A 22654-nucleotide genomic window follows, 5' to 3' on the forward strand; every position below is an offset into this window, starting at 1 on the left:
TTCCACCCCTCTTTCTTGCGACTCAACCTCTCTTTCTTTAACAACGGCTCATCCCCAAATAAAAAAGGCATATGCTATACACCGTATAACCGTGTATAGCATATGCCTTTTCTACTGCCAGCATCCCACAAATCAAAAGCCCACTTCTGCAAATACCATGCGATCTTTGCCATTGATATCATATTGAACTTCTACTTTTGCCTGAGGGAAGGCGGCTTCTAAAAGCTTTGCAACAGCATCGCTCTGGCCTGCGCCTACTTCGAAGCCGATAATAGCTTTTTCCTTGACGACTTGAGGTAGTTCTTCACATAGCCTTTTATATAAAAGGAGTCCATCCTCTCCAGCGAACAGTGCTCTATGCGGCTCGTGCTCAGTTACAACGTCAGACATCGTCACAACATCCCTTTCTGGTATATAGGGAGGATTGGATAGTACAACATCAAAGCTCTTCCCTTGAGCAATAAAAGGCTGTAATAAATCTCCTTGTACAAAATCTATTGGCTCTGCCCCTAAATTCGCAGCATTCTGCTTTGCAACAGCTAAAGAAACTTCATAAAGATCACTAGCTATCACCTGCAAGGATGGACATTCTAACTTCATAGTCACAGCAATTGCACCACTTCCTGTCCCCACATCTATTAGCTTTAAGTCCGCACCTTCTCCAAACAGTCTATCTATCCGCGTAAGTGCGGATTGTACAAGCTCTTCCGTTTCTGGTCGAGGAATGAGCACTTCCTTATTCACCTTAAAAGCTCTGCCATAAAAGTCTTCTTGACCAATAATATATTGGACTGGTTGTCCTTCAGCATGTAAGGAGACTAACTTTTGGAAATCCTTAAATTGTTCTTCATCTATGTCTTCACGAAATTTTATAAGCAATTCAGATCTACTCACTTGTAAAGAATGCCTTAATAATAACTCCGCTGCATATTCTTCTCTATTATGCTCCTTTAAATAAGAAGAAGCCCATTTGAGGGCCTCGAATACCTTACACATCAGAAGCACTTTCCAAACGACTAGATTGTTCTTCAAAAATGAGGGCATCGATTATATCATCCATTTTCCCTTGAAGAATCTGGTCTAACTTTTGAATAGTTAATCCGATACGATGGTCAGTCACACGGTTTTGCGGGAAATTATACGTACGAATACGTTCAGAGCGATCCCCTGTTCCAACTGCAGATTTACGTTGTTGATCATATTCTGCTTGTGCTTCTTGCTGGAATTTATCATAAACACGCGCACGTAATACTTTCATTGCTTTTTCTTTATTTTTTATCTGTGATTTTTCATCCTGACAGGAAACGACTGTACCTGTTGGAAGATGCGTTAAACGGACAGCAGACATCGTTGTATTAACACTTTGCCCTCCAGGACCACTAGAAGCAAATGTATCTACGCGTATATCTTTTTCATGGATTTCAATCTCTACTTCTTCTGCTTCAGGCAAACAAGCAACTGTTGCAGTAGACGTATGGATACGTCCGCCAGATTCCGTTTCCGGCACACGTTGTACACGGTGGGCCCCATTTTCAAACTTTAATTTGCTGTATGCCCCTTTTCCGTTAATCATAAAGATGATTTCTTTGTAGCCGCCAACACCCGTTGAGCTCGCATCAATGACTTCCATCTTCCATCCTTGCGCCTCCGCAAAACGGCTGTACATACGGAAAAGATCTCCTGCAAATAAAGCAGCTTCATCCCCTCCAGCAGCACCTCTTATTTCCATAATAACGTTTTTATCGTCATTAGGATCTTTAGGAATTAATAATATTTTTAAACGTGCTTCTAGCTCTTCAATACGTGCAGCCGTTTCATCCAATTCCTCTTTTACCATTTCACGCATTTCAGGGTCTAGCTTTTCTTCCAGCATTGCTTTAGCTTCTAAATGCTGTTCTTTTACTTCTTTATATTCACGATAAACTTCTACTGTTTCTTGAATATCCGATTGTTCTTTCGAATAGTCACGCAGTTTTTTTGTATCATTCACAATTTCAGGATCACTTAATAATTCATTAAGCTTGTCATAACGATCCTCTACAGCTTGAAGACGATCAAACACACTATTCACCTCGTTTTTATCCATAACGTACTCATTATATTATAGGCTATTTTCCTCGTCAAAACCAATTCTTATGAAAAATAGCGTATTAGTTAAATAAACAGAAGAATGTAAAGCCAATTTTTTTATTATCTATTATAATAGATATAACACTAAAAAGAGAGGAAATGAACTATGTCCCTAACAAACCATTCCATTTATGAATATGTGATGGACAAGGCACCCTCTATTACGAAAACTTGGTTTGCTATTAAAGATGGAGAACCAGGCTCTATTTATTCAAAAAACTCCTCCCCTGCTGTTGAAAAATTGCTAAAAAAACAGCATACTTTTACCATCCAGACTGTCATCAGTGCATTTCTAGAGGATGAAAGCATCTTTGCTAATAACCTAGAAGTATGGGCAAATGAGGTTGCTAAAAGCAGGGTAGAGCTAGCAACGCCAGTTCATGAAGTATTAGAGGCATTGAGCATCACCAGAAAAGCAATATGGAATACAATTGAACAGTTTATCCTGGAGCATAAAGAGGTTTCAACAGCCTTAGTTTTACAATGGAGCTCTAAATATCAATCTACTTTTGATCAATTGACAAATCAATTTACCAGTATGTATCATGCTTTTACAAAAGAAAAAATCCACTCGCAGGAGGAGCTTATCCAACAATTAAGTGTTCCTGTTATCCCAATTACTGAATCGATTGGTGTTCTTCCCCTAATCGGTGACATTGATAGCCTACGGGCAAAACTAATATTAGAAACCGTTCCTGTACGCTGCAAAGAGGAAGGCATTGAGCATTTGTTCATTGATTTATCAGGTATTTCTTCCATTGATACAATGGTTTTGCATGAGTTAATGAAACTAACAAAAATACTTTCTTTTATTGGTATCGAGTCTACTATTTCTGGACTCAGTCCTGATACTGCTCAAATGATTGCTGCCTTGGGAATTAAATTAGGAAAGGTTTCCACATTTAGTACGCTCAAACAAGCGCTATCTTTACAGGGAAAATCTTTAGAAGTCGCAGCCTCCAGCATAAATGCACTGCCTTTTCGCAAAGCATAAACCATAAAAAACTCCGCTAAATTGTTTACACCACTCAGGAAATTGATTTCCTGCGTAACAATAAATGATTTAGCAGAGTTTTTACTCTTTTTCTATTGAACTAGTAAATTCGAAATTAGAATCCTTTATTCAGAATCTCTTCTCCTACAAATTCATCACGTATCTCGCCAACAATTTCTTCTAGAATATCCTCCATTGTAACAAGACCTACAATTACGCCTCTTTCATTTTTCACTAGAGCCATATGCACTCTCTCTTGCTGCATTTTAAGAAGAACATTTTTAATAGGCGACGTTTGAAGAAAAATAGGCATCTCATGAATAAATTCTTCCATTTTTGTTTCTCTTCCCGCTACCACATTTGTTAGCATCTCTTTTGTATTTACATACCCTACTAGCTTTGTACCATTCTTTGTAACAGGATAACGAGTGTATTCTTGTTTATCCAAGACTGTCAGCATCTCTTCCAGTGACATTTCTATTTCTACATTTACAATTTGTTCTCTCGGAATCATAATTTCTTTGAGAATTCGATTATCGAAAGCAAAAATATTCTTTAAATAAGCTAATTCTGTTTGATTGATTTCGCCACTCTCGTAACTTTGAGTCACAATCAACTTTAATTCCTCTTCCGAATGGGCTATTTCATGTCCAGTTGGTTTGATACCAAACCAACCGAGGATCGCTCTTGATGATCCATTTAAAGCATGGATAATCGGCTTTGTAATCCGCCCAAACCAATATAAACCAGGAGCAAGCATCAACGTCATTTTTTCAGCATATTGAATAGCCAATGTCTTTGGAGCTAATTCTCCGACTACAACATGTAAAAAAGAAACAACAGATAAAGCAATTGCATAGGAGAGTACTGTTGATAAAGCATTAGGCACATCAAACCTCTCAAATAAAGGATGAAGAATTTTTTCTACTGTCGGTTCTCCTAATGCTCCTAAAACCAATGCCGTAATGGTAATTCCAAGCTGACAGGCAGATAAATAATAATCCAGGTCATGCGCTACTTTCTTTGCAGTAATTGCCTTTTTATTCCCCTCGGCAATAAGCTGATCCAATCGTGACGTTCTTACTTTTAAAATAGCAAATTCCGCCCCAACGAAAAACGCCGTTAACATAATAAATACTGCTACTAAAAACAAATTCAATAGTATTATACTGTCCAATTATTTCCCTCTTTTAAAGGGATTCACCTCCATGAGTTATCGATAAAGCAGTTTTGACATCTAGATTGTTTTAAAAGCGTTTTGTATAAGGCTAACCTCTTTGATTTGATAATTATCCATATCGGTCACTGTCCATAACCGGTCCCCTTGTTCTACTTGATCCCCAATTTTCGCTGTATCTAATAGCTGATATTGAATCCAACCGGCAATAGTATCAAGTTCTTCCCTTTCTTCAAATGGAATACCAAAACGTTCTTCTAGTTCATCTAGCAATACACGGCCATTAATGAAATATTTATCTTTCCCTGACTCCCGGATGTCCGCCACTTCATCTGCATCAAACTCATCACGGATTTCTCCAACAAGTTCCTCTAGTATATCTTCCATTGCCAATATACCAGAGGTACCACCATACTCATCAATAACCAATAACATATGCACTCGCTCCTGCTGCATTTTTAACAGAGCATCCTGCAATCTTGTTACTTCTAACACAACAGGAAGGTCGCGAACGAATTCGTCTAATTGACGATTTCTTCCCCAAGCCATCTGTGTTAGCATTTTCTTTACATTCACGACACCAATAATATGATCTTTATCTCCATCCTCTGTTACAGGATAACGCGTATAATTATGCTCATCCAAGACTTTTACAATCTCTTCATAAGACATATCTTTATTTAGTGTTACCAACTCTGTTCTAGGAACCATAATATCCTTCGCTACTCTTTCATCAAAGGAGAATACATTTTCCATATACTCAAGCTCTGTTTGATCAATTTCTCCACCTTGATAGCTCTGTGTCATTACTATTTTCAATTCTTCTTCAGAATAAGCCTGTTCGTGCTTAGCAGGTTTAATCCCCATTAAACGAAGTACTACTTGTGCCGAACCATTCAATGCCCATATAAAAGGTTTCATTACCTTACCAAACCAATATAATGGCGGTGCCAGCAACAAGGTTAATTTCTCAGCGAATTGAATAGCAAGTGTTTTCGGAGCCATTTCTCCTACCACCACATGCAAGAAAGTTACCAATGCAAAAGCAATAGCATAGGAAGCAACTGAAGCAACAGAGGGAGAAGCATTCAGTAAATTAAAGATTGGATACAATAGTTGCTCAATTGCCGGTTTTCCTAAAGCACCAAGACCAAGCGCTGTTACGGTAATACCTAATTGACAGGCAGAAAGATAGTAATCTAACTCACTTGCTACTTTCTTCGCCATAATGGCCTTCTTATTTCCTTCTGCTATTAACTGATCAATTCTTGACATACGAATTTTAACAACAGCAAATTCAGCACCAACAAAGAAAGCTGTTAGCGCTAATAATAGCACCAGTAAAAATAAATTGATTATCGTTATTATGTCCAATTATTTCCCTCGTTTCGAGGGATTCACCTCCAGGAATGGTTACATTAAAGACAGTAATTTCATTACGTCTAATAATTTTGTTTCAAGTGTACGATACACTTTCTTTTTCTCTTCCTGCGGCGCATCTTTCAATCGTTCTTCCAAAGAGGCCAGTTTTTTATGCAAACAGGCAATTTCGTCCTGTACCTCATCCATTATTGGTTCAATTTCTTGGTCTTCCATTGAATGAATAACATTTCGTATTTCTCCAATCGACATACGTTGTTTTTTCAAAAGTTTTATTCGTTCCAATGTATAGAGAACATCTTCGGAATACAGGCGATAATTGGAATCAGATCGCGTCACCGGAAGCAATTTATTACTTGTATAATAATCAATCGTTCTTGTAGATAATCCACTTAATTTCGCCACTTGGCCAATACGCAATAACGCCTTCCCAATGAAAAAACCCCTTTCTGTTTATAAGTTAATTATATAGTAACATGAAAAAAAAAATCCGTACAGTATTACGTTATGGTTTATCATTCACGTTGTTACTGAATTTAACTAAGTATAGCGAATGACTTCCATGAGTTTTATCAATTCTACGGTTTTGTACGGCTTTTCGAGCTTTTTTATAAACAATAAAAAAAAGCTCCCGTTAAGAAGGACCAACCATTCCTAACAAGAGCTTTTTCTTATAAAGCCGTTGAGGTATTATCTTTATTTGCTTTCTCTGTACTTCTAGGTACTTCATGATGATGGCGGCATCTTGGTTCATAAGATTCAGAAGCACCTACTAAAATTACAGGATCTTCGTAGTTAGCTGGGGCACCATTAATCAACCTTTGTGTTCTGCTTGCTGGAGAACCGCAAACGGCACAAACCGCCTGAAGCTTCGTCACTAATTCTGCGATCGCCATTAATTCTGGCATTTTTCCAAATGGCTCGCCTCTAAAGTCCTGATCTAAACCGGCACAAATCACTCGATGGCCACTATTTGCTAAATGTTGTATAACTCCAATAATTTCATCATCAAAAAACTGCACTTCATCTATTGCAACTATCTCTATATCGGAAGTAACATATTCAAAAATGTCGGCTGATTTACTAATAGGAATCGCATTAGTTGCAGTTCCATTATGGGAAACGACAGATTTTTCACTATAGCGATTATCGATACTTGGTTTAAACACTATAAACTTCTGCTTAGCAAATTGCGCTCTTCTTACACGGCGGATGAGTTCTTCTGATTTTCCTGAAAACATACTTCCGCAAATAACTTCTACCCATCCATGATGTTTCATTACATACATGAAACCGCTCCTTCCTAGATAAAACAACTTGTCTCTTCCATTACTCTATTTATATTTTTCTAATTAATAGTCAAGATATGAAAATCACTATTCATATTCTCTCTTACATACTTTAACAGCTATCCATGCTAATGGAAATAATAGATTCACTTCAAATATCATTTTTTCACTAGCATCTCGAGTGAAAAATAGAAGAAAAATAACATAAGATACTTAAGAATAAAAGTTATATTATGACTTTCATTCTTAAAAATCCTACTATCAGTCCAAATAAAAAACAGGCAAGGAGAAGTAACTTCTTGCCTGTTCTTGATATTCCATATTACTTAAGACCGTATTTTTTGTTGAAGCGATCAACACGTCCGCCAGCTTCAGCAAATTTTTGACGTCCAGTATAGAACGGATGGCACTCAGAACAAGTTTCAACTTTGATTTCTTTTTTAACAGAACCAGTTTTGAACTCGTTACCACAAGCACATTTCACCGTAATTTCGTTATAAGTTGGATGAATTCCTGTTTTCATTCCTTTTCATCTCCTTCCGCCCTGCAACTTTCGAAACAGAGTTCTAAAACAGTGCTTAGACACTGTAATTGTAAAACACATTGATTATATTATAACAAGTACATTCTTGTTTTGCAACACTATTAACCATGCATTAATTACCAAATATTGAAAAATACTGAAAGCCTTCCATCATAGAAATAAACTATTTAAAATCACTTCTATATATTTAGGAACGTTTAGCAGTTCCTGCTTTCATTTGTTCACCAAGGATCGCAAAGAAATCCTCATTGCTTTTCGTTTGTCTTAATTTTCTTAAGAACTTTTCAGCAAAGTCTGGTGAATCAGACATTGACTTACGAATAGCCCATAGCTTGTCTAAATGTTCTTTAGGAATCAATAGTTCTTCTTTCCGTGTTCCAGAGCGTCTAATATCAATAGCAGGGAATATTCTTCTTTCTGCTAATGCACGATCTAAATGAAGCTCCATATTACCTGTTCCTTTAAATTCTTCATAAATAACATCGTCCATACGTGAACCAGTATCAACTAATGCTGTAGCCAATATCGTTAAAGAACCGCCTTCTTCGATATTACGTGCAGCACCGAAGAATCGTTTTGGTCTATGGAATGCCCCTGGATCAATTCCTCCCGATAAAGTTCTTCCACTTGGAGGAATGACTAGGTTATATGCACGTGCTAATCTTGTGATACTATCCATCAAGATAATAACATCACGTTTATGTTCCACAAGACGCATTGCTCTTTCTAATACTAATTCAGCAACTTTAATATGATTTTCGGGAACTTCATCAAATGTTGAGCTAACAACGTCTCCACTTACAGATCTTTCAATATCTGTTACTTCTTCAGGTCTTTCATCAATGAGTAAAACAATCAGCTCTGCCTCTGGATGATTTGTTGTAATACTATTTGCTATTTCCTTAATCAGCATTGTCTTACCTGCTTTAGGAGGAGCTACAATCAGACCACGTTGTCCAAAGCCAACAGGAGCTAACACATCCATTATTCTAGTAGATACATTTCTCTGTGTTGTTTCTAAATGTATTTGACGATTCGGGTATAGAGGTGTTAAGGCTGGAAAATGAACTCTTTCTTTCGCTGACTCTGGATCGTCTCCGTTAACAGCTTCTACTTGAAGTAAGCCAAAGTATCTTTCGTTTTCTTTAGGCGGGCGAACTTTCCCTGAAACTTTATCTCCATTTCTCAAATCAAATCTTCTAATTTGAGATGCTGAGATATAAATATCTTGTGAACTTGGAGAATAATTAATCGGTCTTAAGAAGCCAAATCCTTCTGACTGAATAATCTCTAGAACGCCTTCCATGAAGAAATAGCCTTCTTGCTCTGCTCTTGCTTTTAAGATGGAAAAAATCAGTTCCTTTTTTGTTAACTTACTGTAATAGGCAACTTTATATTCGCGAGCTAATTCATACAGCTCTTTTAATTTCATATTTTCTAAACTAGATATATTTAATCCCATTTTTACACCACTCTTTTATATTTTCAGTTATCCCTACCATTTATTTCGAAATGTGGGAAGGTTATTCTTCTGTTTGAGGCGAAAGCTTTTTTGAAGAGAAATTTTGATGCGAGAAATAATTAAAGTGAAGGATGGAAAAGAAGAATCCTGCTTCTTCTCCAGCTATCGATAAATCGTATACTTTCATTTTCTTATAACTTTTTCATAAGAATGGCTGTCTTTCAATAAAGCGGAAGGAGCCGTGATTTGAATATAAATTTATCTTAAGAGGAGTTTTTATTTTATCCTTCATGTTTCTATTAGCTTCGACGAGAATCAATTAAAAGCAATCTCTATTTTACCTCCATCTACGAAAAATGTGCAACAAGAATTTTTTTACCAACACTTGTTCACTCCATAATGGAAGCAGAATATGGATGAAGTTTCGTTTTTCATCCTTCTTTTTTAGGGTCTTTCGAAAAGGAAGGTATGGAGGAAGCTTAATGAATATTCCCGTATTGGAGGACATTTATTCTTTCATAAACAAATTTAAAAGGATGGTCCCTACATGCCTTTAGTAGCAAAAATCTGCTTTTAAAATACGTATAAATAATTTATCTAGACTTATTTTCTTTTTCCAAAAAGTTATTAATGAATTTAGAACAGAGGGAACTTCCTCCCCCTGCTATCCTATATTGGCTAATAAATAGAAAAAGGTTCAACACATGATTCGAATAACACGGCGCTGTACTAGTTCACAATTGATTAGCCATTATTTATTTGTTCATATTCCTCTTCGGTCATCTTTTCTCGCCATATTGTCGCCCCTAAACCAGTAAGTTTTTCTACTATATGGCTGTACCCTCTATCAATATGCTCAAGACCTGTAATTTCTGTCACTCCATCTGCCATTAGCCCTGCTATTACTAAGGAGGCACCAGCACGTAAGTCACTTGCTTTTACTTTGGCACCTTGCAAATGAACTGGACCATTAATAATGGCAGATCGTCCCTCTACTTTTATTGTGGCATTCATTCGACGCAGCTCATCAATATGTTTAAATCTAGCACCGTAAATTGTATCTGTAACCATACTTGTACCATTTGTCTTTGTTAAAAGGGATGTGAATGGCTGCTGAAGATCTGTTGGAAAGCCAGGATATACAAGTGTTTTTATATCTACTGGTTTCAAAGAATTATTGGAGCTGATAAACACTTGTTCATCACTTGATTCTATCGAGACTCCCATCTCTCTTAATTTCGCAATTAAAGACTCTAAATGTTGGGGGATTACATTATCCACAAGCACACCATCTCCAACCGCTGCTCCAATAATAATATACGTACCTGCCTCGATACGATCCGGAATAATAGTATGACGGCAACCATGAAGATGATCTACCCCTTCAATCCGAATCACATCAGTCCCTGCACCTTTTATTTTCGCTCCCATATTGGTTAAAAGTGTTGCCACATCAATAATTTCCGGTTCTTTAGCTGCATTTTCAATGATGGTTTTCCCTTTTGCTCGTACTGCTGCAAGCATAATATTAATTGTTGCCCCTACGCTTACTACATCTAAGTAAATTCTTGCTCCCCTTAACTCATCTGCCCGAAGATAAATGGCTCCTTGTTCATTTGTAACCTGTGCACCAAGTGCTTCAAATCCTTTAATATGCTGATCTATCGGTCTTGGTCCTAGATGACAGCCACCAGGTAAGCCAATTACCGCCTTTTTAAATCGTCCTAGCATGGCTCCCATTAAATAATAAGAAGCACGCAATTTTTTTACCTTCCCATTCGGCATAGGCATAGAAATCATAGAAGAGGGATCAATTGTTATATCAGACTCTGATATAGATACCGTTCCACCTAACTCTTCCATAATCTCTTTTAATATCTGAACATCTGAAATGTCAGGCAGTCCCTCAATTGTAACGGGAGATTCAGCTAAAATGGTTGCTGGAATAAGTGCCACTGCACTATTTTTTGCACCACTCACTCTAACCGTTCCTTTTAAAGGTGATCCACCTGCAATCATAAGTTTTTCCATTTCTAGCTCCCTTCTAAGCCAATGCAAAAGTACGAATTCTGCTATAAGTTAATCAAGATGAGGCTTGGATGTAGAATCTTGTTTGAATTACTGTTACTTATTATACCAAATATTAAGACTCAATGGAAAAGTATATATGTATGAACTTTACGTTCTATTGTGTTAACAAAGTACAAACATTTTTAGTATTACCTATATAAGGAGTCCTGATACTTGGAACCAATTCATCGATAACTTCTTTTACTATAATCTTCCACTTTCATATACGCTTTTTCCATAAACAAGTCATGATATCCCTTGGTAATTCACAAATCAACTGAAACCGCTCGCTATTGATGATTGCTAGTAACCTTTTGGAATATAAATAGGGAAGTTATTTTCGAAGTATTTACCTACGCAATTATTTGAAGATATTACCTTTCCCCCCTTCCAAAAACAGCTTTTTTTGAAGAATGCCATAAAAAAAAGGATATCCTTTAAGGGTCTGCCCCTAAAAAGATATCCTCTCTTTCCTACAAATAAAATTATGCTTTATTAGAAGAACCAAATTCTTTGATTTTGCCGATTACAGTTGCTTTAATCGCATCACGAGCAGGTCCTAAGTATTTACGTGGATCGTATTCTTCTGGTTTAGCAGCTAATGTTTCGCGAACTGCTTTTGCAGAAGCAATTTGGTTTTCAGTGTTAACGTTGATTTTAGCTGTTCCTAAAGAAATAGCTTTTGTGATATCTTTAGTTGGGATACCAGTACCACCGTGTAATACTAATGGTAAACCAGTTAAGTTACCGATTTCTTCCATTTCTTTGAAACCTAAGTTAGGCTCACCTTTGTAAGGACCGTGCACAGATCCTAAAGCAGGAGCTAAAGTGTCAATGCCAGTACGTTTAACAAGTTCAACACATTCGTTAGCATCAGCATAAATTACACCTTCAGCTACAACGTCATCTTCTTGTCCACCAACAGTACCAAGTTCTGCTTCTACAGAAACACCTTTAGCATGTGCATATTCTACTACTTTAGAAGTAATTTCAACGTTCTCATCAAATGGATGGTGAGAAGCATCGATCATTACAGATGTAAAGCCAGCATCGATTGCTTCTTTACATTTTTCGAAACTTGAACCGTGATCTAAATGAATAGCAACAGGAACTGTGATGTTATAGTCTTCCATTAAACCTTCAACCATTTTTACAACAGTTTTGAAGCCACCCATATAACGGCCTGCACCTTCAGAAACCCCAAGAATAACTGGAGATTTTTCTTCTTCTGCAGCTTGAAGAATTGCTTGAGTAAACTCAAGATTATTTAAGTTAAATTGACCAACAGCATAGCCTTCTGCTTTTGCTTTGTTTAACATGTCTTTCATTGAAACTAAAGGCATATTTCTTCCTCCTTATTTAATGATCGTTCTTTTTTACAAGAGAATCTTTATTAAATTTCCCAAAGGAAAGTTGAATATGTATATAATACCTCAAGTAAAACAAAACGAATCATTCCATTTAAAAACTCAATTGTAATCATACCAAAATAAATCAAGAAATGCTATCGTTCAAGCTTTTTTTTCTATTTTGTCACAAATTAGTAGACTTTTTGTCGAATGAAAGCACTTTAATTCTAAGTCCACTTATGATGGCTTAGTAAAAAATATCACAGATCTAGTTTTCGAAAACCAATAGCTTCAAAACAGAAACTACATTTTTCGGGTTAAGGGAAAACATATAGGAACTGGCTGGCTAATAAATATGTATAAAATATGGCGATTAATAATTAATGTACTTCTTAACAGCCTCTCTCAGATCATCAATATCAAACGGTTTAGCAAAATGCGTTAGGGCACCGAGGTCCTTCGCTTCTTGAATCATATCTAGTTCTCCATAAGCTGTCATGATAATCACACGAATATCCTGATTAAGCTTTTTCATTCGTTTTAATATTTCAATTCCATCCATTCCTGGAATTTTCATATCAAGCAGCACTAAATCAGGTGATTCTCTTGTCACAATTTCTAACGCCTGATTTCCATTTGCAGCTTGGAATGTCTTATATCCTTCCTTTTGAAAAACTTCATTCAAAAGGATTCTAATGCCGAATTGATCATCAACAATTAATATTTTCCCTTTCATAAGGAACCTTCCCTTCTAACTCAAGTTATATGTATGTATTCTCTCGTTTTTATCATACTTTATCTTTTTCTACTATTTACTCGACTTTTCCTGCTAATCCCCTTAAATTTTACCTTTTCCTTCAATTTAATTATAATTATCTACTATATGAAGCAAATTACTGTTTTAATTTAATAAAATGGAGGTTTTCCACTTGCTTAAAATGTTTTCCACTCAACTAAGTGGGTTATTTAAAAGATTGCATGAGAAAGAAGAGGAAGCAATCGAAGACAGCTCAAGACTATTAGCCCAAGCCATTGTCAGTGACGGAAAGGTTTATATCTATGCAACAAATGAAATGGCAGGAGTGATAGCAGAGGCTACAACTGGGATGGAGCCGATGCTAAATACAGAAAAATGGGCAAATGCATCGCTTGAATCTATTACCTCAAACGATCGGTTTATTCTTTTTGCTCGAACAAATGAAGAGGAAGAAATAAACACATTTGCTAAACAACTATACGATGCTCAAGTTCCCTTTATTTCCATCTGTTCTATTACCAATCCTGATATTGAATCACTGGTTGACTTTGCAGATGTTTCTATCGACTTAAGACTTTCTAAAGGCTTATTGCCTGACGATGAAGGAAAGCGATATGGCTATCCATCGTTAATTGCTGCTCTTTTTATTTATCATGGCATTAAATTTACCACTGATGAAATTTTGAAAGAATATGATTTATAAAAGAGAATTACTATTACACTAAACGTTAGAAAACATTACAAAAAGAGGCTTTTCCAAATAAATGGAATAGCCTCTTTTTTTAAGTTCGCCAAAATTTTATTTTTCTGCTAAGCGGATAGATGCACCGACAAACTCACGGAAAAGAGGTTGCGGGCGAGTTGGTCTCGAGATAAATTCTGGGTGGAATTGAGAAGCAACAAACCAAGGATGATCTTTTAATTCAACAATTTCCACTAAACGGCCATCTGGGCTAGTTCCTGAGAATACAAATCCTGCATTTTCCATCTCTTGACGATATTGATTATTGAACTCATAACGATGACGATGTCTCTCATAGATTACCTCGTCTTGATATGCTTCATACGCTCTTGTATCTTCTTTTAATTTACATGGATATAAACCTAAGCGAAGTGTTCCACCTAAATCTTCCACATCCTTCTGTTCTGGCAGAAGGTCAATAACTGGATGTGTTGTTGCTTCGTTAATTTCAGAAGAATGAGCATCATTCCACCCTAAAACATTACGAGCAAATTCGATAGATGCTACCTGCATACCTAAGCAAATCCCAAAGAAAGGAACCTTCTGTTCGCGTGCATATTGCGTTGCAAGAATTTTTCCTTCCACACCACGGTCTCCGAATCCACCTGGTACGAGAATTCCATCTGCATCTTGTAATATTTCTTGCACGTTTTCTTTCGTTACCTGCTCTGCATTAATCCAATCGATCTCAATGTCAGCATCATATGCATACCCAGCGTGCTTTAATGCTTCTACTACAGATATATAAGCATCTTGTAATTCAACATATTTACCAACAAGGGCAATTTTTGTTGTTTTAGAAAGATGACGAACGCGATCTACTAGTTCAATCCATTCTGTCATATCTGCTTCTTGGCATTTAAGCTTTAAATGGTCACATACGATTTGATCAAGATTTTGCTCTTGAAGAGCTAACGGAATAGTATAAAGTGTATCTGCATCACGACATTCAATAACAGATTTATTGTCTATATCACAGAATAAAGCAATTTTATCCTTCATATCTTCAGAAATAGGTTTTTCTGTTCTTACTACAATCACATTTGGCTGAATTCCTAAGCTGCGTAGCTCTTTTACACTATGTTGTGTTGGTTTAGTTTTCATTTCCCCTGCAGCTTTGATGTATGGTACCAATGTACAATGAATGTACATAACATTGTCACGACCAATATCACTTTTAATTTGACGAATAGCTTCTAAGAATGGTAAAGATTCAATGTCTCCAACCGTTCCGCCAATTTCTGTAATTACTACATCTGCATTTGTTTCACGACCAGCTCTAAATACACGTTCTTTGATTTCATTTGTAATGTGCGGAATTACTTGCACTGTTCCACCAAGATAATCTCCTCTACGTTCTTTTCTTAATACAGTAGAATAGATTTTTCCTGTTGTCACATTGTTATATTTCGTTAAATTGATATCAATAAAACGCTCATAGTGACCTAAGTCTAAGTCTGTTTCTGCGCCATCATCTGTTACAAACACTTCTCCATGCTGATATGGACTCATTGTACCAGGATCCACATTGATATACGGGTCAAACTTTTGAATCGTTACACTTACACCACGATTTTTCAGCAAGCGTCCTAGTGATGCTGCTGTAATACCTTTTCCGAGTGAAGATACTACTCCACCTGTTACAAAAATATATTTTGTCATTATATTATCCCCCTTGATTTAAGTTTGCTCCAATTCCTCTTTATTTAAGACGAATTAACTAATTTTTTTAGAGGGGTATGAAACGATTGCTATTTACTTTCTTTACTAAAAAATAAAAAGCGCTCCACTTACTTTCTAAAAGTAAGGGAGCGCTATATTTAGCGAATTTAAGTTCGTTCCTCTTTTTAAGGAGCCCAAAAAAGATTTTACTAGCAACGACTATAAATGTCAAGACTAGGAGATTATTTATCCTCATCCTCGTCATCAAATTCGTCGTCTTCTTCCTCTTCATCCTCATCTAGCTCATCGTCATCGATTTCATAATCTTCATCGAAATCATCATCTTCTTCCGACAAATCGTCATCTAATAGATCATCATCTTCTTCATCTAAATCCTCATCCTCATCTAGAAGCTCTTCGTCATCTAGATCAGCATCAAAGTCATCAAAATCGTCATCCTCATCAAGGCTATCAAAATCACCGAAGTCATCATCAACAGCTTTTTTCGCTTTCTTCTTCTTCGGTTTTGTAACTGTTACGACATCTTCTTCTGATTTATCTACAGGGTACCATAAACGAAGTCCCCAACGATTGTCTCCTAATGATAAGAAGCGACCATCAATATTAACATCTGTATATAATTGTGCTATTTTTTCATTAACCTCTTCTTCACTTAACCCAACTAATTTTGCTACTTGATCCATTAGTTCATTAAATGCATAAGGTGTTTTACCACCATTCATAATTTCATGTGCTACATCAATTAGCGACATTTCTTTTAGTTCTTCTTGAGTGTATTTATCAATACTCATTCTTTCGCACTTCCTTTCTTATCTACTCTTATCCCTTTCCTGAAAGCTCGGACCGAAATTCAGGTGGAAGTTTCACTTTTCGGGAGTTTATTATTTTTTATGCTTTTGTTGACCATTCTGCAATAAATCCTCTAACCTATTTTAAAGCCTTTTGAAAAGAACTCTAACTAAAATAGTAAAAATACATATTCTCCATTATAAACAAATTTTAGGTGAATATGCTAGTTCTAGTTAAGGTTTATTTAACTTTTCTTCAAAATAAAAGTTTTCCTTCTCTTTTCCCGTTATTTTTGAGTGTTTATTCTTAGCTAGTTTAAAAAACAGAAGGGATAAAAGAAAGAAGCCAATGGAACCTAATTGGTGCTTATAAAGGAAAGAAAACACCACTATATATACAGGCATTCCCAGCCATATCCATAATTTCCGCACTGTTAATCCACCCCAACTAAATGTAGAATATTCTTACTTCTAGGATAACGATTCTATCAAGGGGCACGCAAGTCTAAACGCTATTTTTTTCTTCTCTCTTCCATTATCTATTGTATTTTTGGTGAATAGCAATCTCTTACGGACATGACCAAGCAAGGTATGAAAAGAAGGGAATATCGGCAATACTATCCTTCTAAGGAGGGCATTATGAATGAAGACATTCCTGATTATCCTAAGCATTATTGCCATACTTATTTTCCTTCTTTACCTGGACTTTCAATTAGGAAAGAGAGCTCAGCAAAAAAAAATCAATCGAAAAAATCATCCTTTTAGATATAGTGACTTTCACATTTACTCGGACGGTACAGAACTATTTCCAGCCCTTTTTCAAGCAATTGAAGAGGCTGCTGAACATGTCCATATTCTTTTCTATACTATTAAAACAGACAGTATTTCCAACGAGTTTCTCAATCTTTTAAAAACAAAAGCACATGAAGGAGTGGAAGTGCGACTTATTTTAGATTGGTTAGGAAGTTATAAAATAAGAAAAAAGGTTAGGGCAAAATTAAAAAAGGCCGGCGTTCAGTTTGCATTTTGTCAGCTTCCAATTTTCCCTTATCTTTTTTATTCCTTGCAGGTTAGAAACCACCGAAAAATTGCTATTATCGATGGTAAGGTTGGTTTTATGGGGGGCTTTAATATTGGCAAGGATTATATTCATGCTAATTATAAATTGAGCCCTTGGCGTGACTATCATCTTAAATTGATTGGTGAAGGGGTCGATGACTTACAACGAGAATTTTTAATGGATTGGTTAAAAGCTTCTAAGATAAATTTACTGCAAAATCGTGTATATTTTCCCCTGCAAAAAAAGGGAGAATCTAGACATCAAATAATTCCTACACAAGGGGTTTATTTAGAGGAAATAGTCTGTCATGTCATAAAAAACTGCAAAAGTTCTCTTCTAATTACCACTCCTTATTTTATACCTAGTAAACAAATAACAAAGGAGTTACTAAGAGCATTACATAGAAATATTTCCATTACCATCCTTATACCTGATAAGGCAGATCACTTGTTAGTCAAAGAGGCCTCCTTTCCATATTTACGTACATTGATTGCACATGGAGCAAGTGTTTATCAGTATATGAATGGTTTTTTTCATGGTAAATTAATTAACATTGATAATGAAATTATTATTATAGGTTCAGCCAACTTTGATAGACGGAGCATCTTTTTAAATCATGAGTTAAATTGTTGTATCTACGACCAAGGCTTTATAGAAAGAATGAACAAGATTACAACAGAGGATTTACAGCAGGCAAAGGAGTTATCGCTTGAAGGTTTAGATACTATCACAATCAGAAGTAAGCTAAAAGAATGGATAGCCCGCCTTTTCGCTCCATTTCTATAAACGGATTAGCGATTACGGAACTATCCTAGACGATTTGCATAGACATGCCCAGGACATAAGTATTCCAACAAACATAAACCCAAACAATTATACGAAGAAGTAATAAAACATCTTGTGACTGTTTGGGTCTTTATTAAAAAAAGAATTACTTGTAGGTATTTCCCGCAGACGGACTTTTCATGGTGCTACACCTAAGCTGCTTCGGATTTGCAACCAATATCCAATTAATCATCGTTGCTGTTTTTTATGACTGGTATTTTTATTTTGACAAAAAATGATTCCTCCTTATAGGTGTAATCAAGATAGCCATGATGCTTCTTCACGATATCAAGGATGATTCTTGTTCCATATCCACGTTCTTTCCCCTTCTTCGTCGACTTACCAAATTTCTTATATAAAGAGTCTAAGATGGAAACTGGAATAGGCAAGCAGTCATTTTTGCATGTCAGTAAGTAAAGCCCACTTCTTTTGGAGAGCCGAATAATAATATGGGGCTCTCGTCGATACTTTTGCTGCCATTCTCGACTTGCTTCTAAGCTATTAGACAATAAATTCCCTACTAAACCGACGATATCCTTTTCTTTCATCGGCAACGTTGATAAAGGGATATCAAAATCATATTTTAGCGTGATATTTTCCTGGACCGCCTGCTTATAAACTCTATGTAAGACAGAAGCTACAGATCCACTTTCCCCTTTTATAGATAGATTTGTTTCTTCATATCCTTCTACCAATTCGTCTAAATAAGATTTAGCATGGGAGGAACCCTCTTTTTCCAGCATAAAATGCACTGCTGAAATATGCTTTAGAAAATCATGTCTTTCGCTGCGCACTACTTGAAAAAGTTCATTATATTGGCTTATCTCCTTCTCATAGGACTCTTTTGCCTGTTGCAGTGAAAAAATTTTTGCTCCAATCATAAACCGCACTATTTCGATTAGTACGAACAACAGAAGGAATAATATATTCCAGTATGTGAATGCAACTTGAATATGCAAAAGCAAAACCAATGATTGTACAAGCCAAAAGAGAACTTCTATTCTGGAATTAATAACAGCTTTATCTGCATGTAAATATTTCGAAAGAACAAAGCATATCCCCACAAAGAATGCAAAGATCCAATATGCTTGCACCGAAAAACTTACGTGGTCGATTACTCTTTTGCTATGTATGGTGCTATAAACAGCAATAAGCAGCCAATAAAAATGGTTATTATTAATCATATATACCTCTTTAAAAGTAATTTTCCTGAAGAAAATCTACTTTTTCCTTTGTAATCATTGCCTTTTCCTCTAATCCTTCGAATGCTACAGCATAAGAGTTCTTTGCATAAAGAGAAAAATTTTTAACATAATGAATGTTTATAATAAAAGATCGATGGGAGCGTATAAAATCTCTTTCTCTCAGCTCTCCCTCTAATTCATTTAGCGTTTGATATGTTTTGATCGCTTCGGCTTTAGTATAAATGGTTGTTGACCTTCCGGATCGTTCAATAAAAACAATATCCTTCTTTTGGATAATGTGAATTTCACTCTTTTGTTTAATATAAAGTCTTCCTGCAATCTCTGTAGACTTTGTCTTTTCTAACGCTCGCTGTACCGATTGAGTAAGACGCTCCTTATTATAAGGCTTCATAATATAGTCATGGACATTCAGTTCAAAGGCATGAACAGCATAGCCACTAGTACCTGTTACAAAAATGACCAAAATATTCAAAACATGAGAATGAATAATGTCCGCTAATTCATATCCCGATAAACCTGGCATTTCAATATCCGCAATTAATAAATCAATGCTTTCTTTTTTTATTTCCGTATAAGCTTCTTCCGCCGATATCGTTGAGAAGATAATCTCAACATCAGGAATACCGGAAACAATGCCTATTAATTTATCTAGATCAATCATACGGTCATCTACTAAACCAACTCTCAACTCTTCTTTCTCCCTTCATCCCCACAAATACTGACAGAAATTACCCTTTTTATTTTACCATGATTTCTCTACGTTCGGATGGGTTTCACCGCATTTTCCATCCCCACAAGTATTCCTATATGCGACATCTTCCCTTTTCACGACATGATAAGCCATTTTCGTGACATAATGGCAGAAAAAAAGAGGCTCTCCAATTATGATAAATGTAACGAAACCAATACGAGGTGAAAGAGTATGATAACGATTCAAACGGTAACTAAAAAATTTCAAGATAAAAAAACTTCTGTAACAGCCCTTAAACACGTGTCATTTTCCATACAAAAAGGAGAAACCATTGCTTTACTTGGAGAGAATGGAGCAGGCAAGACAACGCTTCTACGTTCTATTGCCACCCTTATCCAACCAACAGAAGGAACTATAACGGTTGATCAATATGATACAAAGAAAAACCCCAATGAAATTAAACAAAAAATTGGTGTTCTATTCGGTGGAGAAACTGGTCTTTATGAGCGATTAACTGCAAGAGAGAATCTAGAGTACTTTGCCAATCTATATGGATTAGGAAAACATGAAACAAAGGTTAGAATCGATGAGCTTTCAAGAATGTTTGGGATGCGAGATTATTTAGATCGAAAAGTTGGCGGATTCTCTAAAGGAATGAGACAAAAAGTGGCGATTGCCCGAACGATTATTCATGACCCCGAAATTATTCTTTTTGATGAACCTACAACAGGCTTGGATATTACTGCTTCAAATGTATTCCGTCAGCTTGTTCATCAATTAAAAAGAGAAGGGAAAACCATTTTATTTTCCAGCCACATTATGGAGGAAGTTGCGATGCTATGTGATAGCGTTGCAATGATACATAAAGGAGAGCTTGTCTATCATGGAAAGCTTGACGATTTATACAAAGCGGAAGGCAGCAAGGACCTAAACTACATCTTTATGAGCAAATTAGTTAGAGGAGGAAACACATATGCTATTTAAATTATTTTTGAAAGAATTAAAGGATTCATTTCGTGATAGACGAACATTATTACTTACCGTTTTCTTACCGATTATTATGATGACAGGCTTAACCCTCTTTTATGAAAAGTTAGTATCTAGTGATGAAGGAGACACCTACCAATTAGCCATTCCAACAAATATAAATGAAGAGATGCAAGCAAATTTAGCTGTTTATACAAACATTGAATTAGTAGATGCTGATAATCCCGAAAAAATGGTAAAAGACGGAGATGCACAAGCTGCCATTCTGATAGAGAATGATTTTAGCGAAAAACTCAGCAAAGGAGAAAATACCAATATCGTTCTCATTGGAGATTCTTTTAGTGAAAAATCTTCTACATTACTTTCAATTGTTATGAATGCATTAAATGAATACGAAAAGACGGTGGTAACAGAACGGTTAAATGAAGCAGGTGTCGAAAGTACGGTTGTGCAGCCTTTCTCTATTGAACAGCAAGAAATTTCTGCAGAGGACCCAACCATTAATTTAGTCGCTATGCTTATTCCATTAATCCTATCATTAGCTTTAGGAATCGGCGCTTCTCCTGCCGCTGCAGATCTGTTTGCAGGAGAAAAAGAAAAGAAAACAATGGAGGCATTATTAATGACTCCCGTAAAGCGTTCAACTTTAGTTATTTCTAAATGGTTAACAATCACTACTATCGGGGTTTTAACTGGTTTGATCACTTTGCTGGTAGTTGTGCTTGAAATTGCCTTTTTTACGGAAAATTTAAAAAATGCTGTTCCTGTGCATGATAATTTTGCATTAATTATCGTTTTTGCTTTGGTTATGACGATTATTTACTCTATGTTAATTGCTTCCTTGCTTATGATTACTAGTATTATTGGTAAAACGATTAAAGAGGCTCAAAGTTATAGCACGCCGATACTGCTTCTGACTATTTTTCCAATGATGCTCTTATCAACTACTGGAATAAATGAATTAACTACTAATCATTTTATTATTCCTTTTGTTAATGTATTTAGCACTTTAAAGGAGTTAATATTCGGGGAAATAATCTATCAGCATTTGCTTCTTACCCTAGGATCTAATTTAGTCTTTATCGTAATTTCATTTCTGATTGGCAGAATGCTATTTTTGAAGGATAAATGGGTTATTAATTAAGCAGCATGAATGTTCCTTTGATAAGATATACAAAGGAACTCCAGACTGTCGACAAACTCCTAATTCAGTAATTAGGGGTTTGTCTTAGTTTATAAATATACATTCCCTGTTTCTCTTCTACAGGCACTTCCTCCCCTTCCGTTCCTAAAAATCTATTTTCTATACTTTTAATTACGTTTTTGATGTCATCGAATCCAAAGTCTCACTGCCCTTATTTGACGATTCCAGTCACTTTTCTATTTTATTTCTTGAAAATTGGACAGCAGGAATTTTTTATACTTTGGAAACAGGCAGTGCAGGAAAGAAAATTTTGAATATCAGTTATTCACTCCACATAATTTTTGTTTTAAAGAATTAAAATTGTATAACCTTAAAGA

Annotated in this window: 21 protein-coding genes; 5 read left to right on the forward strand and 16 right to left on the reverse strand. The window is 35.9% G+C overall.

Going from position 1 to position 22654, the window contains the following annotated elements:
- Positions 1-132 precede the first annotated feature (132 nt).
- Positions 133-996, reverse strand: coding sequence for a peptide chain release factor N(5)-glutamine methyltransferase (prmC, locus tag NST77_RS18800; protein ID WP_123258492.1), 864 nt, complete (start codon positions 994-996; stop codon positions 133-135).
- Positions 989-2062 carry a peptide chain release factor 1 gene (gene prfA, locus NST77_RS18805; protein WP_095329566.1) on the reverse strand — a complete coding sequence of 358 codons (1074 nt, stop codon included), beginning with the start codon at positions 2060-2062 and terminating at the stop codon, positions 989-991. The genes prmC and prfA overlap by 8 nt, the downstream gene beginning before the upstream one ends.
- A gap of 174 nt (positions 2063-2236) precedes the next feature.
- Between prfA and NST77_RS18810 the strand changes: the two genes are divergently transcribed.
- Positions 2237-3124 carry an STAS domain-containing protein gene (locus tag NST77_RS18810; protein ID WP_171510170.1) on the forward strand — a complete coding sequence of 296 codons (888 nt, stop codon included), beginning with the start codon at positions 2237-2239 and terminating at the stop codon, positions 3122-3124.
- Positions 3125-3239: 115 nt separating this feature from the next.
- Here NST77_RS18810 and NST77_RS18815 read toward each other — a convergent pair whose 3' ends face one another.
- The 9 genes from NST77_RS18815 to NST77_RS18855 all read right to left on the reverse strand — a co-directional run bounded on the left by NST77_RS18815 (position 3240) and on the right by NST77_RS18855 (position 13131).
- The gene (locus NST77_RS18815) at positions 3240-4301 is read right to left on the reverse strand and encodes a hemolysin family protein (RefSeq protein ID WP_095329564.1); all 1062 of its coding nucleotides are present in this window, start codon (positions 4299-4301) and stop codon (positions 3240-3242) included.
- 60 nt (positions 4302-4361) lie between these two features.
- On the reverse strand, positions 4362-5675 hold the full coding sequence (locus NST77_RS18820; RefSeq protein ID WP_095329563.1) for a hemolysin family protein: 1314 nt from the start codon (positions 5673-5675) through the stop codon (positions 4362-4364).
- A 39-nt stretch (positions 5676-5714) separates the two neighbouring features.
- Positions 5715-6101 carry a MerR family transcriptional regulator gene (locus tag NST77_RS18825; RefSeq protein ID WP_095329562.1) on the reverse strand — a complete coding sequence of 129 codons (387 nt, stop codon included), beginning with the start codon at positions 6099-6101 and terminating at the stop codon, positions 5715-5717.
- 251 nt (positions 6102-6352) lie between these two features.
- Complete coding sequence (locus NST77_RS18830; RefSeq protein WP_047940757.1) at positions 6353-6970, reverse strand: thymidine kinase; 618 nt, start codon at positions 6968-6970, stop codon at positions 6353-6355.
- Between the two features lie 322 nt (positions 6971-7292).
- The gene (rpmE, locus tag NST77_RS18835; protein WP_047940758.1) at positions 7293-7493 is read right to left on the reverse strand and encodes a 50S ribosomal protein L31; all 201 of its coding nucleotides are present in this window, start codon (positions 7491-7493) and stop codon (positions 7293-7295) included.
- 208 nt (positions 7494-7701) lie between these two features.
- Positions 7702-8976 carry a transcription termination factor Rho gene (gene rho / locus NST77_RS18840; RefSeq protein ID WP_095329561.1) on the reverse strand — a complete coding sequence of 425 codons (1275 nt, stop codon included), beginning with the start codon at positions 8974-8976 and terminating at the stop codon, positions 7702-7704.
- 744 nt (positions 8977-9720) lie between these two features.
- Positions 9721-11007, reverse strand: a complete 1287-nt coding sequence (locus tag NST77_RS18845) for a UDP-N-acetylglucosamine 1-carboxyvinyltransferase (RefSeq protein WP_095322022.1) — start codon at positions 11005-11007, stop codon at positions 9721-9723.
- 524 nt (positions 11008-11531) lie between these two features.
- Complete coding sequence (locus NST77_RS18850) at positions 11532-12389, reverse strand: class II fructose-bisphosphate aldolase (RefSeq protein WP_047940761.1); 858 nt, start codon at positions 12387-12389, stop codon at positions 11532-11534.
- A 379-nt stretch (positions 12390-12768) separates the two neighbouring features.
- Positions 12769-13131 carry a response regulator gene (locus tag NST77_RS18855; RefSeq protein WP_095329560.1) on the reverse strand — a complete coding sequence of 121 codons (363 nt, stop codon included), beginning with the start codon at positions 13129-13131 and terminating at the stop codon, positions 12769-12771.
- Between the two features lie 193 nt (positions 13132-13324).
- On the opposite strand from NST77_RS18855, the gene NST77_RS18860 reads away from it, so the two are divergent.
- Positions 13325-13855, forward strand: coding sequence for a DUF2529 domain-containing protein (locus tag NST77_RS18860; RefSeq protein WP_163187503.1), 531 nt, complete (start codon positions 13325-13327; stop codon positions 13853-13855).
- Positions 13856-13951: 96 nt separating this feature from the next.
- Here the strand turns inward: NST77_RS18860 and NST77_RS18865 are convergent, their stop codons facing one another.
- The 3 genes from NST77_RS18865 to NST77_RS18875 all read right to left on the reverse strand — a co-directional run bounded on the left by NST77_RS18865 (position 13952) and on the right by NST77_RS18875 (position 16797).
- Positions 13952-15556, reverse strand: a complete 1605-nt coding sequence (locus tag NST77_RS18865; protein WP_095329558.1) for a CTP synthase — start codon at positions 15554-15556, stop codon at positions 13952-13954.
- Positions 15557-15798: 242 nt separating this feature from the next.
- Entirely contained in the window at positions 15799-16368 is a 570-nt protein-coding gene (gene rpoE, locus NST77_RS18870) for a DNA-directed RNA polymerase subunit delta (RefSeq protein WP_341123407.1), read from the reverse strand.
- A 231-nt stretch (positions 16369-16599) separates the two neighbouring features.
- Positions 16600-16797 (reverse strand): hypothetical protein, encoded by a 198-nt coding sequence (locus NST77_RS18875; RefSeq protein WP_095329555.1) that lies wholly within the window; start codon positions 16795-16797, stop codon positions 16600-16602.
- 211 nt (positions 16798-17008) lie between these two features.
- Here NST77_RS18875 and NST77_RS18880 point away from each other — a divergent pair, with 211 nt between their 5' ends.
- Entirely contained in the window at positions 17009-18211 is a 1203-nt protein-coding gene (locus tag NST77_RS18880) for a phospholipase D-like domain-containing protein (protein WP_172859361.1), read from the forward strand.
- A gap of 224 nt (positions 18212-18435) precedes the next feature.
- On the opposite strand, the gene NST77_RS18885 is transcribed toward NST77_RS18880, so the two are convergent.
- Together NST77_RS18885 and NST77_RS18890 are read right to left on the reverse strand one after the other, a co-directional pair.
- The gene (locus NST77_RS18885) at positions 18436-19434 is read right to left on the reverse strand and encodes a sensor histidine kinase (RefSeq protein ID WP_095329553.1); all 999 of its coding nucleotides are present in this window, start codon (positions 19432-19434) and stop codon (positions 18436-18438) included.
- Positions 19435-19444: 10 nt separating this feature from the next.
- Positions 19445-20143: a LytR/AlgR family response regulator transcription factor gene (locus NST77_RS18890; RefSeq protein ID WP_341123408.1), complete on the reverse strand. Its 699-nt coding sequence runs from the start codon at positions 20141-20143 to the stop codon at positions 19445-19447.
- 234 nt (positions 20144-20377) lie between these two features.
- Between NST77_RS18890 and NST77_RS18895 the strand changes: the two genes are divergently transcribed.
- On the forward strand, positions 20378-21130 hold the full coding sequence (locus NST77_RS18895) for an ATP-binding cassette domain-containing protein (protein ID WP_095329551.1): 753 nt from the start codon (positions 20378-20380) through the stop codon (positions 21128-21130).
- Positions 21120-22277, forward strand: a complete 1158-nt coding sequence (locus NST77_RS18900; protein ID WP_171510171.1) for an ABC transporter permease — start codon at positions 21120-21122, stop codon at positions 22275-22277. Before NST77_RS18895 ends, NST77_RS18900 begins: the two co-directional genes overlap by 11 nt.
- Positions 22278-22654 lie beyond the last annotated feature (377 nt).

The sequence above is a fragment of the Niallia sp. FSL W8-0177 genome (assembly GCF_038006285.1).
Taxonomy (GTDB): domain Bacteria; phylum Bacillota; class Bacilli; order Bacillales; family Cytobacillaceae; genus Niallia; species Niallia circulans_A.

Coding starts and splice junctions, on each gene's coding strand:
- NST77_RS18810 (WP_171510170.1), top strand. CDS start 2,237: ATGTCCCTAACAAACCATTCCATTTATGAATATGTGATGGACAAGGCA.
- NST77_RS18885 (WP_095329553.1), bottom strand. CDS start 19,434: ATGATTAATAATAACCATTTTTATTGGCTGCTTATTGCTGTTTATAGC.
- NST77_RS18830 (WP_047940757.1), bottom strand. CDS start 6,970: ATGTATGTAATGAAACATCATGGATGGGTAGAAGTTATTTGCGGAAGT.
- prmC (WP_123258492.1), bottom strand. CDS start 996: ATGTGTAAGGTATTCGAGGCCCTCAAATGGGCTTCTTCTTATTTAAAG.
- NST77_RS18855 (WP_095329560.1), bottom strand. CDS start 13,131: ATGAAAGGGAAAATATTAATTGTTGATGATCAATTCGGCATTAGAATC.
- NST77_RS18845 (WP_095322022.1), bottom strand. CDS start 11,007: ATGGAAAAACTTATGATTGCAGGTGGATCACCTTTAAAAGGAACGGTT.
- NST77_RS18880 (WP_172859361.1), top strand. CDS start 17,009: ATGAAGACATTCCTGATTATCCTAAGCATTATTGCCATACTTATTTTC.
- rpmE (WP_047940758.1), bottom strand. CDS start 7,493: ATGAAAACAGGAATTCATCCAACTTATAACGAAATTACGGTGAAATGT.
- NST77_RS18850 (WP_047940761.1), bottom strand. CDS start 12,389: ATGCCTTTAGTTTCAATGAAAGACATGTTAAACAAAGCAAAAGCAGAA.
- rpoE (WP_341123407.1), bottom strand. CDS start 16,368: ATGAGTATTGATAAATACACTCAAGAAGAACTAAAAGAAATGTCGCTA.
- rho (WP_095329561.1), bottom strand. CDS start 8,976: ATGGGATTAAATATATCTAGTTTAGAAAATATGAAATTAAAAGAGCTG.
- NST77_RS18865 (WP_095329558.1), bottom strand. CDS start 15,556: ATGACAAAATATATTTTTGTAACAGGTGGAGTAGTATCTTCACTCGGA.
- NST77_RS18900 (WP_171510171.1), top strand. CDS start 21,120: ATGCTATTTAAATTATTTTTGAAAGAATTAAAGGATTCATTTCGTGAT.
- NST77_RS18895 (WP_095329551.1), top strand. CDS start 20,378: ATGATAACGATTCAAACGGTAACTAAAAAATTTCAAGATAAAAAAACT.